Genomic DNA, 11,854 nt, shown 5'->3' with positions numbered 1-11,854 from the left:
AAAGATTGACACTTTTAATTTCGTTTTCTACACTTGATAAAGGACATATGTTTAATTGTTCACAATGATTGATTAGGGGAGACTTATATAATGAAACAAATCCCTTCCGCGGATACGGGCTTTCAAATATGGTGGCAGCTTATGCGCCCTCATACGCTGACAGCTGCATTTGTCCCTGTTTTTCTCGGGACTGTGCTTGCACTTGAGCATACCGAATTACATGTCTTTTTATTTTTGGCAATGTTGATTGCGTCTCTGCTTATTCAAACGGCGACGAACATGTTCAATGAATATTTCGATTATAAGCGCGGGCTTGATACCGAAGAATCGATCGGCATTGGCGGCGCCATTGTGCGTAATGGTGTTAAGCCAAAAACCGTATTAAATATGGCATTTTTGTTTTTCGGTATTGCGCTTTTGCTCGGTATTTTTATTTGTTCTGTGACAACTTGGTGGATTGGTCTGGTTGGTGTGATCTGCATGGCAGTCGGTTATTTATACACAGGCGGTCCTCTTCCGATTGCATACACACCTTTTGGAGAACTTGCATCCGGTTTTTTAATGGGTGGCGTCATTATTTATATTTCGTTTTATATTCAAACCGGATTCATTTCAAATGCCGTCATTTCATTTTCGATTCCGATCATTCTTTTAGTTGGCGGAATCAATCTGGCCAACAATATCCGTGACCGTGTTGGCGACAAAGAAGCGGGACGGAAAACGATTGCCATTTTAATTGGTCATGATCGTGCTGTCATGCTTCTTGCGACATTGTTTATTATCGCTTATCTATGGGTGTTCATACTGTTTTTCAGCGTTTACAGTTCTTACTTGCTGTTTTTAACCTATTTAAGCATTCCGAAAGCAATGAGAGCAGTGAATGGATTTAAAGGAAAAAAGAACCCAATTGAGATGATGCCTGCGATGAAGTCAACGGCTCAAACGAATACGATGTACGGTTTTCTTTTATCAATCGGCTTATGTTTAAGTTATCTTTTTTAACCTGCTCTCACATGAGCGGGTTTTTTCATGGGCAAAAACGGTTATATCTATACTATAATGAAAGGATGAGAACTCATGTTAACAACCGATCAATTAGCTGAATAAAAAAAAGAATTGCTCCGTCAGAAAGAATGATTAACGAAACATATTGAACAGGACGATGACAGCAAAGATACAGGTGAATTGTCTTCGTATGATAATCATCCTGCGGATATAGGAACAGAACTATATGTACATGAACGGGATATTACATTAGATGAACATAGCCGCAATGAACTCGTAAAAGTAGCGGCCGCTCTTAAAGCAATGAATGAAGGTACGTATGGCGCTTGTAAAAAAAGCGGTGAAGACATTCCGTTCGAACGGCTTCAAGCTGTACCGACAACACTTTACTCGGTCGAACATACACCGGACCAAACACTTGAAACCGATCGCGTCCCGGAAGACCGTTTGCCGCACCCCGATGACGGCATTGACAGTTTCAATGATGCAGCTGATTATGGTACATCGGAAACACCGTCCGATTTTATAGAAGATAAAGACAATTACAATGAATTCTATAAAGAGGACGAGGATAAATAAACAGCAAAAAAGCCGGCAATGTATGCACCGGCTTTTTTATTAGATGTTCCAGATTTCATTTGCGTATTCTTTAATAGTCCTATCACTTGAGAAGATACCTGAACCGCTAATATTTTTGACCATCATTTTGCGCCAGCGCTCAGGATCCTGTTCATAAATGCGTCCTGCTTCTTCCTGTGCTATACGATAGGCTTCAAAGTCTTTTAAGACAAAATATTGATCGTTTTCAGCTAGCAGTGAGTCATAAATAACACCGAATAATCCTTTATCATCAAGTGTGCCATCAACAAGTTGATCCAATGTACGGCGAATAAGCGGACCATGATGGTAATAATCCATCGAACGGTATCCTCCGTCTCGATCATAAGCCATCACTTCTTCTGCTTTCAAACCGAAAATAAAAATATCATCCGGTCCTGTTTGCTCTAAAATCTCCACATTTGCTCCGTCCAGCGTCCCCATCGTCACGGCACCGTTCATCATAAACTTCATATTCCCTGTACCCGAGGCTTCTTTACTTGCTGTGGAAATTTGTTCGCTAATGTCCGCTGCCGGAATAATATCCTCTGCAAGCGACACACGATAATTTTCCATAAAGACGACGGTAATTAAGCCTTTCGTATCCGGATCATTGTTGACAAGATCAGCAACAGAATGAATTAATTTAATAATGCGTTTTGCATAAAAATAACCCGGCGATGCTTTGGCACCGAAAATAAACGTGCGCGGCGGCATATGATACGATGGCTCATTTTTCACTTTGTTATACAATGACAAAATATGAAGGACATTTAAGAGTTGACGTTTATACGCATGCAACCGTTTTACCTGTACATCAAAAATTGATGTCGGATCAACTTTAATGCCGTTTTGTTCAAAAATGCGTTTCGCTAAAATTTCTTTTCGCTTCAGCTTCACATCCCACAGTTTTTCAAGAAACGCTGAATCTTCCGCAAACGGCGCAAGTTTTGATAATTCTGATGCATCCTTTTTAAAGCCGTCGCCAATCGTATCTGTCAAGAGCGCAGTCAGCTCCGGATTCGCTTTTAAGAGCCAACGGCGGTGCGTAATACCATTCGTTTTATTATTAAACTTCGCCGGATAAAATTGATAAAAATCGTTCATTTCACGGTTTTTCAAAATTTCCGTATGCAGCCTTGCTACTCCATTGACACTGTGGCTGCCTGCAATAGCAAGATGCGCCATCCGTACTTCGTCTTTTGCAACAATCGCCATCTTCTCAATACGTTCCCATTCACCTGGGTATTGCTCCCACAAGCTTTTACAGAAACGTTCATTAATTTCTTCAACAATCATGAAAATACGCGGCAACAGCGGTCTGAAAATACGAATAGGCCAGCGTTCGAGCGCTTCTGATAATGTTGTATGATTCGTATAAGCAAATGTGTTTTCCGTTACATGCCACGCATCTTCCCAGGACATCTGATAATCATCCATCAATACACGCATCAATTCCGGAATCGCCAGCACCGGGTGCGTATCATTAATATGAATCGCCACGCGCTCGTGCAAACTGTGCAGCTCGCCCCCGTTATTTAAATGTTGGCGCAAAATCGAGCGAATACTTGCTGATACTAAGAAATATTGCTGCTTTAAACGCAAAATTTTCCCGTCATCATTTGAATCATCCGGATATAAAAATTCGGAAATGGCTTCTGTCTCTTTTTTATACTTTAGAACATCTTGATTCAGTGAAAAACTCGATGTCTCTGCAGTCCAAAGACGAAGTGTATTGACCGTCTCACCGCCATAGCCAATAACCGGTACATCGTATGGTACTGCTTTTACATACTCTGCATCGACATGGCGGAATTTCATGCCTTCTTTACGTTCAACCACATCAACGCTTCCCCAAAATGGCACTTCTACAGCTAGGTCTGATTTGCGCACTTCCCATACGTATCCGTAGCGAAGCCAATTTTCTGGCAGCTCCATCTGGAAGCCGTCAACCATTTTCTGTTCAAATAAGCCATGTTTATAGCGAATGCCGAAGCCATGTCCAGGCAAGCCGAGTGATGCAAGAGAATCAAGAAAACAAGCAGCTAGGCGGCCAAGTCCGCCATTCCCTAATCCCGCATCCGGCTCAACATTTTCTAATTCCTCAAGAGGTATGCCAATATCACGAAGCCACGTTTCAAGCGTTTCATACAGGCCAAGATTAATTAAATTTTGACCGAGCAAACGCCCAAGTAAAAATTCAATTGATAAGTAATACGTTTGTTTTTTACCTTGGCGATACCGTTCATTTGTTTCAATCCATTCCTTGCTAATATGCTCGCGAACCATCTGGCTTAACGTCACAAACTGCTGGGCACGGGTTGAATCATTAAAACTGATACTGTACGATTGCTCAAGCCGTTTTTTAAACGACTCCTGAAACGCATTTTTTTCAGAAAACATGGCTTTCCCTCCTAATCGATACATTTTCATACAAACGCATATACTCCCGAGCCGACTGCGACCAGCTGTAATCCTCATTCATTGCCTCTTCGACAATTTTCGCCCAAGTATCCGGCTCTTTCTGATATAAGTGTATCGCACGGCGAATCGTATGCAGCATATCATGCGCATTAAAGTTGCTGAATGAAAATCCATTGCCTGATTCCGTTTCCACATTATAGGAACGGACTGTATCGTTTAAGCCACCTGTTTCGCGAACGATCGGAAGCGAACCATATTTCATCGCAATCATTTGACCAAGACCACACGGCTCAAACTGCGAAGGCATTAAAAAGAGGTCTGTCCCTGCATATACTTGATGTGCCAAATTTTCATTAAAACCAATATATGAACGAACTTTTTCCGGATATCGCCATTCCATTTCTCTAAAAAAGTTTTCAAATTCAGTGTCGCCGCTCCCAAGTAAAACAAACTGTACATCGTCTTCAATTATTTGATGGAACACTCGTGTAATAAGGTCCAGTCCTTTTTGCTTTGTCAAACGTGAAATTAAACCGATAATGGGTATATCTTCGCGAACCGGCAAATGGAAAAATTCTTGTAACTTCTGTTTGTTTTCTGCTTTTCCAGCCATGTCACCTACTTTATAAGGTACTATGGACTCATCTTGTTCTGGGCTATAAATCGAATAATCAATGCCATTTAAAATGCCTATTAAATTCCCTTGCCGCTCCTGCAAAATACCATCCATTTGTTCTCCATAATACGGATTTAAAATTTCATTGCGATACGTTGGACTTACTGTCGTAATCTCATCAGAGGCTACAATACCACCTTTCATGAAATTCGTATTGCCGTTAAATTCAAGCTGACCTGTTTGATAATGCTGGCTATGTAAATTCAACAAGTCGGTTACAGCTTGCGGAGGAAAAATCCCTTGGAACATTAAATTATGAATCGTAAACACAGTCTTTATTTTTTCGTATCCTGGACGATGCTGATGTTCAACTTTGAGCATAAATGGAATCATTCCTGTGTGCCAGTCATGACAATGTAGAATGTCCGGATAAAAATCAAGATGATATAGTGAATCCAGCACTGCACGCGTCAAATAAGAAAAGCGCTCGCCATCATCATAATGACCATATAAGCTATCTCGTCTAAAATAATAAAGATTGTCAATGAAATAATATGTGATCCCATCCTGTACAAGCTCAAAAATAGCGCAATATTGATTACGCCATCCAACCGGCACATTAAACACGGCAACTTTTTTCATTTTATCTCGGTATTTTTCCGGTATCATACTGTAGTTTGGCATAATGACCCGGACATCCGCACCTAGCTTCGCCAATTCTTTCGGAAGGGCGCCTGCCACGTCGGCAAGCCCTCCCGATTTAATGAATGGTACACATTCAGATACAGCAAACATCACCTTCATGAGCTTGTCACCGCATTCTCAACAACCGATCCTTTTTTCACAACAAGCGGTTCTTCCGCTGTTCCACGCAAAACAACCCCGTCTCCGACGACCACATCTTTATCAAGAATGACATGCTCAAGCACACAGTTATTACCGATTTTGCTTTTTTGCATGACAATACTGTTTTGAATTATCGACTCTTTTCCAATATACACTGCACGGAAAATAATACTGTGGTTCACTTCCCCTTCAATGTTACAGCCATTTGCAATCATTGAATTAGTAACTTGTGAACCATCTATGTATTTTGTCGGCGGTTCATCTTTTACTTTTGTAAAAATAGGCTGGAATTCATTAAATAATTGGCTCCATTTTTCTTTTTCAAGCAAATTCATACTCGTTTGATAATAGTCATTGATCGTTTTAATACACTTTAAAAGACCATCATATTCATATTTGCATCTTGTATAAGGCGATTTTTCATCCTCTGCTGCATCTTTTACAGATTTATAACCTGTCTCATATCTATTATCAATAATTTCCATAAGTAAAGGAAGCGATATAATATACATTTCCGCTGACTTGCCTTTATGTGTAATTTCAAGTAAGTCACATTCCTGGTTAATAAAACGATCCAGCGCTGGTGTAAAATCCATATTTGCAACCGTCGTGCAGTTTGACACGAGCACGTATTTTTGTTGGCTTCGCTCAAAATAATCACGGTGTTCGTCAAGACGGCTTAATTGTCCATCTTTGGACAGTGACGGAAAGAAAAATAATCCATCACGCTTTCGATTTAAATCCCATTCTTTTCCTGATCCAAGATGATCCATTAACGAACGAGACGGTGAAGGCGGGAAAATAGCGACACTTTGAATCCCTGAATTAACCATGTTAGATATAATAAAATCTACTAACCGATATCGGCCCGCAAATGGAATTGCTGCCGGTGAACGATGAGCAGATAACTTACCCAATTCTCCCGGATACATTGTAACATCTATAATGCCGAGCATTGATTTTTTCATTAAGCTTCCTCCAATTTCGTCCGTTCTTGTGCATGCTCTACTAAGAAAGCTTCTGTAATAAGTAAAATATCATCTGATTTATTGTGAATAATCGTATTTTCTGGCACTTCAAGATTACTCATGACAATTGCCCGTTCAATGAAAGATCCTCGTCCAATACGTGCATTCGGCATCACAACGCACTCTTTCACAACCGCTTCTTTCTCTACTTCAACACCTTGGAACATAACCGAATTCTGAATTTCACCGTCAATGACGCATCCTTCATTTACAAGCGAATGTTTGATAACGGCATCGTTACCAATAATTTGCGGTGGCTGATTTGGATTAACCGAATAAATGCGCCACGAGTGTTCAAATAAATTCAAATCCTGTTCATCATCCAGTAAATCCATATTTGCTTCCCACAAACTTTTCACCGTTCCAACGTCTTTCCAGTAGCCTTCAAATGGATAAGCCACCAATTTCAACTCATCTGACAGCATCGCTGGAATGACATCTTTCCCGAAATCGTTCGATGAATCTGGATTACTTTCATCCATTTCTAAATATTTGCTCAGTACCGACCATTTAAAAATGTAAATACCCATTGAAGCTAGGTTGCTTTCCGGCTTTTCTGGTTTTTCATCAAAGCGTGTCACATTGAAAGATTCATCCGTTTTCATGATGCCAAAACGGCTTGCTTCAACCCATGGCACTTCAATAACCGATATAGTCACATCTGCCTGTTTTTCAATGTGATAATCTAGCATAATATCATAATTCATTTTATAAATATGATCTCCGGACAGAATAAGTACATACTCAGGATCATACTGTTTAATATAATTTAAGTTTTGATATATCGCACTTGCTGTACCAGAATACCATTTTACTTCCGATGACTCACTATACGGAGGTAAAACCGTCACACCGCCATTTCTACGGTCCAGATCCCATGCGCTGCCAATACCGATATATGAGTTTAAGACGAGCGGTTGATACTGAGTCAGTACGCCGACCGTATGAATACCAGAATTTGCACAATTAGAAAGTGGGAAATCAATAATACGATACTTTCCACCATATGGTACAGCTGGTTTTGCCAAGTTCTCCGTCAATTCTTTTAAACGACTGCCTTTACCTCCAGCCAGAAGCATCGCTACACATTTTTGTTTTGCCATATTAGTTCCTCCCTTTATCTTCTTCTATACGCCGTAAGTATACTGCGCCAAATGGTGGTAAATTTATATCGACATAAGCAGGCTGTCCATGCATTACCTCCGCAACCGCTTCAATCTTCGTATTATTCACTTGGTTTGAGCCGCCGAAAGCCGCTTCATCGCTGTTTAATAGCTCTTCATAGGTACCTATTTCAGGTACGCCTATTTTATAATCACTGTATCCGTAATCTCCAAAATTACAAACGGCAACAACTGCATTTCCTTCTTTATCTTTTCGCACATAGGAAAAAACACTTTGATCTTGATTGTGTACATCAATCCATTGAAATCCATCCGGACTATGGTCCAATTCATATAAAGAAGGGACTGTTTTATATACATGCATAAGCTGTTTAAAATAATCATTAAAGCTGCGGTGCATATCGTAATCCATCAAGTGCCAGTCTACTTCTTCAAGGTCTTTCCACTCGGAAAAAGGAGCTATCTCCGTACCCATGAACAACAGTTTTTTACCAGGATGCGCCATCATGAACATGAGCAAGAGCCTAAGCTGTGCAAACTTTTGCCAATAATCTCCTGGCATTTTATCAAGCAATGATTTTTTCCCATGAACGACTTCATCATGTGAAAAAGGTAAAATATAGTTTTCCGAATATGCATACATGAGGGAAAATGTCATCAGATGATGCTTATCTGAACGCTCATTCCAGTGTGTCTCCATGTAATCAAGTACATCATTCATCCAGCCCATATTCCACTTATAATTAAATCCAATGCCGCCTTGATGTACCGGGGCTGTAACTTGCGGCCAGTCACTTGAATCTTCCGCGATCATAAGTGCTTCTGGTTTAAATGCAAACACTGCTTTATTTAATTTCTGTAAAAAAGAAACACCGTGCGGATTTGGTTCCAATCCATCCCGATTAGGCCAATAAAAAATATTTGATACCGCATCGACACGAAAACCGTCTATATGATAATAATCCATCCAGAAAAGCGCATTTGAAATTAAAAAGCTATGCACTTCCGTTTTGCTCAAATCAAAATTGGCTGTTCCCCATACATAATTTTCACGATCCCAATTGTTTTCATATTCGTAGCTAAATCCGCCATCGAAATTATGAAGTCCATGCGAATCTTTACAAAAATGACCTGGCACCCAGTCCATAATAACGCCAAGACCATAGCGATGACATTCATCGACGAAGTACATAAAATCTTCGGGTGTTCCATATCGGCGTGTCGCTGCAAAATAGCCGGTACTTTGATAACCCCAGGAACGGTCAAATGGATGTTCTGTGACCGGCATTACCTCAATATGTGTAAAACCCTGCTCTTTTACGTGAGGGATCAGCATATCCGCTAATTCACGATACGTATAAAGATCATCTTCTCCTTTACCTTTTTTCTTCCATGTACCTAAATGCATTTCATATATAGCTAGTGGTTCTTCATATATATGAGAAGGACGATGATGGCTGCGCCATTTTTCATCGTGCCATATGTACCCGTCAAGTGTATGTACAATACCTGCTGTTCTGGGACGTAACTCCGTCATAAAGGCAAATGGATCCGTTTTATGAATTACTCTTCCGCTTTCTGAAACAATTTCATACTTATAAAGAGATCCTTCTAGGTTTTCTGGCAACTCAAGAAACCACACACCTTCGTTTGTTGTTCGCTTCATTTCTGCTGCATGTCCATTCCATTCGTTAAAGTTACCTATTACCCGTACTTTTTTTGCATTTGGCGCCCATAAAGCAAAAACAGTCTTTCCATTTCGAACATGCGCTCCAAATAAATTGTAAGCTTTAAATAAATTTCCTTCATGAAACAAATGAAGATCAAAATCGCTTGGATAAAATGAATTCGATGACATGGTCCACACCCTTTTGTTATGTATTCTTGGTGAAGTGGAAAAAGAGGAAATTTCGAATAATTCCGTATTTTTCTAATAGTTTTAGTATTCTGTATAAATGATAAATTTCCTTCCTTCATTTTATTAATTATTTGAATCTATTTTTCCAATTAAAAATAAAGACATCTTTGTAATTGAAATTGCATAATTAACTTGTCCAGTTCTTCGCTATATTTAAGAGTTTCACTATCTGTGAATCCCTTTTTTAAACCAGCAGCTATCAGTAACTTACGCATATCATTAACTTGAACGGATAAGTCTTCTAAACTTAATTGAGTAGATACCATTACATCTCCCCTGTGTAAGTTTATTTTCACTAACACAACAGGGAGTATCATAAAATAATCTCAAAAGAATTACCATACATTCGACAAAAGCTCTAAAAACATTACATTTTTTCGAGAAATTAAAGAAGGGATAAAAGGCCAGGGTGCTACCTAGCCGTTAATTAGTGTTTGCAACTAATAGGGGCATCTTTCAGTGAAGTTAAGTTTTTATTATGTATGCTAAGTATATAATTCTCCCTTCGTTACTCATAAAAATCGTCTCTTCTATTTGTCTGTTTTTTTAAAATTAATATTCTATTAATCTTATTCCCATCACAAGAAAAGCCATCTTCGAAAGACCAACTATTACTATATTCTCTAATTCCTATTTAAATAACAATCTTAATCATGTAAAGTTTTTATGAATTTAATAATATGAAATAAAAAAACGCTTTAAGGAATTATTACAATTCCTTAAAGCGTTTTTTAAATTGATGACCCCTACGGGATTCGAACCCGTGTTACCGCCGTGAAAGGGCGGTGTCTTAACCGCTTGACCAAGGGGCCAAACTGGCGGAGAAGGAGGGATTTGAACCCTCGCGCCGGTTACCCGACCTACACCCTTAGCAGGGGCGCCTCTTCAGCCTCTTGAGTACTTCCCCAATTGAATATGGCTCCGCAGGCAAGACTCGAACTTGCGACCGATCGGTTAACAGCCGATTGCTCTACCACTGAGCTACTGCGGAATAAACTAATGGGCCTGAATGGACTCGAACCATCGACCTCACGCTTATCAGGCGTGCGCTCTAACCAGCTGAGCTACAGGCCCATTATATATAATGGAGCGGGTGATGGGAATCGAACCCACGACATCAGCTTGGAAGGCTGAGGTTTTACCATTAAACTACACCCGCGAAGCTAGTAAATTAAATCAGATGGGGCGACTAATGGGAATCGAACCCACGAGTGTCGGAGCCACAATCCGATGCGTTAACCACTTCGCCATAGCCGCCAATATTATAAATGGTGGCTCAGGACGGAATCGAACCGCCGACACAAGGATTTTCAGTCCTTTGCTCTACCAACTGAGCTACTGAGCCTTTTTAAAAAAATGGCGGTCCGGACGGGACTCGAACCCGCGACCTCCTGCGTGACAGGCAGGCATTCTAACCAACTGAACTACCGGACCAACGATTGCGGGGACAGGATTTGAACCTGTGACCTTCGGGTTATGAGCCCGACGAGCTACCGGACTGCTCCACCCCGCGATAATAATAAAAAATGGAGGAGGGAAGGGGATTCGAACCCCTGCGGGATTTGACTCCCCTGTCGGTTTTCAAGACCGATCCCTTCAGCCAGACTTGGGTATCCCTCCGAAATATATACAATTAAGTCGAGTGGTGGACCTTGCAGGACTCGAACCTGCGACCGGACGGTTATGAGCCGTCTGCTCTAACCAACTGAGCTAAAGGTCCTTTAAAGTAGCGGCGGAGGGGATCGAACCCCCGACCTCACGGGTATGAACCGTACGCTCTAGCCAGCTGAGCTACACCGCCCCTGTAAAATTTAAAAATGGTGGAGCCTAGCGGGATCGAACCGCTGACCTCCTGCGTGCAAAGCAGGCGCTCTCCCAGCTGAGCTAAGGCCCCATTTAGTTATATCAAACAAAAGATCGGGAAGACAGGATTCGAACCTGCGACCCCTTGGTCCCAAACCAAGTGCTCTACCAAGCTGAGCTACTTCCCGATTTTAGTACGTTAACCTGCCAATCACTTCATCGTTTACCTTGCAAGTTATGTATGGCGCGCCCGAGAGGACTCGAACCTCTAACCTTTTGATTCGTAGTCAAATACTCTATCCAATTGAGCTACGGGCGCAGCTATTCACTTTTCTTAATAATAAATGGTGCCGAGAACCGGAATCGAACCGGTACGGTAGTCACCTACCGCAGGATTTTAAGTCCTGTGCGTCTGCCAGTTCCGCCACCCCGGCACATCATTCAATTATTGGAGCGGAAGACGGGATTCGAACCCGCGACCCCCACCTTGGCA

The 11,854-nt window shown here is 41.0% G+C and carries 8 protein-coding genes and 16 tRNA genes; 2 read left to right on the top strand and 22 right to left on the bottom strand.

The features are described from left to right. Nucleotides 1-90: 90 nt before the first annotated feature. A complete protein-coding gene (locus tag AWH49_RS02165) occupies nt 91-1,002 on the top strand; it encodes a 1,4-dihydroxy-2-naphthoate polyprenyltransferase (protein ID WP_018394223.1) in 912 nt (303 codons plus the stop codon). A 183-nt stretch (nt 1,003-1,185) separates the two neighbouring features. Then, nucleotides 1,186-1,584, top strand: coding sequence for a TraR/DksA C4-type zinc finger protein (locus AWH49_RS02160; RefSeq protein ID WP_063964501.1), 399 nt, complete (start codon nt 1,186-1,188; stop codon nt 1,582-1,584). A 39-nt stretch (nt 1,585-1,623) separates the two neighbouring features. Here the strand turns inward: AWH49_RS02160 and AWH49_RS02155 are convergent, their stop codons facing one another. From AWH49_RS02155 to AWH49_RS02055, 22 genes are all read right to left on the bottom strand, one after another. Next, nucleotides 1,624-4,005: a glycogen/starch/alpha-glucan phosphorylase gene (locus AWH49_RS02155; RefSeq protein ID WP_063964500.1), complete on the bottom strand. Its 2,382-nt coding sequence runs from the start codon at nt 4,003-4,005 to the stop codon at nt 1,624-1,626. Continuing rightward, entirely contained in the window at nt 3,995-5,446 is a 1,452-nt protein-coding gene (glgA, locus tag AWH49_RS02150; protein ID WP_063964499.1) for a glycogen synthase GlgA, read from the bottom strand. The genes AWH49_RS02155 and glgA overlap by 11 nt, the downstream gene beginning before the upstream one ends. Then, nucleotides 5,443-6,456, bottom strand: a complete 1,014-nt coding sequence (locus tag AWH49_RS02145) for a GlgC family sugar phosphate nucleotidyltransferase (protein WP_063964498.1) — start codon at nt 6,454-6,456, stop codon at nt 5,443-5,445. The genes glgA and AWH49_RS02145 overlap by 4 nt, the downstream gene beginning before the upstream one ends. Continuing rightward, entirely contained in the window at nt 6,456-7,619 is a 1,164-nt protein-coding gene (locus tag AWH49_RS02140) for a glucose-1-phosphate adenylyltransferase (protein ID WP_034286383.1), read from the bottom strand. The genes AWH49_RS02145 and AWH49_RS02140 overlap by 1 nt, the downstream gene beginning before the upstream one ends. Nucleotide 7,620: 1 nt before the next feature. Then, nucleotides 7,621-9,498, bottom strand: a complete 1,878-nt coding sequence (gene glgB, locus AWH49_RS02135; protein WP_063964497.1) for a 1,4-alpha-glucan branching protein GlgB — start codon at nt 9,496-9,498, stop codon at nt 7,621-7,623. A gap of 149 nt (nt 9,499-9,647) precedes the next feature. Continuing rightward, complete coding sequence (locus tag AWH49_RS18895; RefSeq protein ID WP_082862637.1) at nt 9,648-9,824, bottom strand: aspartyl-phosphate phosphatase Spo0E family protein; 177 nt, start codon at nt 9,822-9,824, stop codon at nt 9,648-9,650. A 474-nt stretch (nt 9,825-10,298) separates the two neighbouring features. Continuing rightward, nucleotides 10,299-10,370 (bottom strand) — tRNA-Glu (locus AWH49_RS02130). Between the two features lie 4 nt (nt 10,371-10,374). Next, nucleotides 10,375-10,465 (bottom strand) — tRNA-Ser (locus AWH49_RS02125). Between the two features lie 9 nt (nt 10,466-10,474). Then, nucleotides 10,475-10,549, bottom strand: a tRNA-Asn gene (locus AWH49_RS02120). Between the two features lie 9 nt (nt 10,550-10,558). After that, a tRNA-Ile gene (locus tag AWH49_RS02115) sits at nt 10,559-10,632 on the bottom strand. An 11-nt stretch (nt 10,633-10,643) separates the two neighbouring features. Next, nucleotides 10,644-10,717: transfer RNA gene (locus AWH49_RS02110), tRNA-Gly, on the bottom strand. A 22-nt stretch (nt 10,718-10,739) separates the two neighbouring features. After that, nucleotides 10,740-10,815 (bottom strand) — tRNA-His (locus tag AWH49_RS02105). A 12-nt stretch (nt 10,816-10,827) separates the two neighbouring features. Continuing rightward, nucleotides 10,828-10,903 (bottom strand) — tRNA-Phe (locus tag AWH49_RS02100). Between the two features lie 12 nt (nt 10,904-10,915). Continuing rightward, nucleotides 10,916-10,992 (bottom strand) — tRNA-Asp (locus tag AWH49_RS02095). Nucleotides 10,993-10,997: 5 nt separating this feature from the next. Beyond that, a tRNA-Met gene (locus AWH49_RS02090) sits at nt 10,998-11,071 on the bottom strand. Between the two features lie 14 nt (nt 11,072-11,085). Continuing rightward, nucleotides 11,086-11,178: transfer RNA gene (locus AWH49_RS02085), tRNA-Ser, on the bottom strand. 23 nt (nt 11,179-11,201) lie between these two features. Then, nucleotides 11,202-11,278, bottom strand: a tRNA-Ile gene (locus tag AWH49_RS02080). A 7-nt stretch (nt 11,279-11,285) separates the two neighbouring features. Next, nucleotides 11,286-11,359: transfer RNA gene (locus AWH49_RS02075), tRNA-Met, on the bottom strand. 17 nt (nt 11,360-11,376) lie between these two features. Then, a tRNA-Ala gene (locus AWH49_RS02070) sits at nt 11,377-11,452 on the bottom strand. A gap of 23 nt (nt 11,453-11,475) precedes the next feature. Continuing rightward, a tRNA-Pro gene (locus tag AWH49_RS02065) sits at nt 11,476-11,549 on the bottom strand. Between the two features lie 54 nt (nt 11,550-11,603). After that, nucleotides 11,604-11,680 (bottom strand) — tRNA-Arg (locus AWH49_RS02060). A gap of 26 nt (nt 11,681-11,706) precedes the next feature. Continuing rightward, nucleotides 11,707-11,795, bottom strand: a tRNA-Leu gene (locus tag AWH49_RS02055). Nucleotides 11,796-11,854: the final 59 nt, after the last annotated feature.

Origin of the sequence: Domibacillus aminovorans, assembly GCF_001643235.1 — a bacterium.
Classification (GTDB): domain Bacteria; phylum Bacillota; class Bacilli; order Bacillales; family Domibacillaceae; genus Domibacillus; species Domibacillus aminovorans.
Note: the sequence above shows the minus strand (reverse complement) of the source record. Positions and strands in the feature narration are given on the sequence as shown.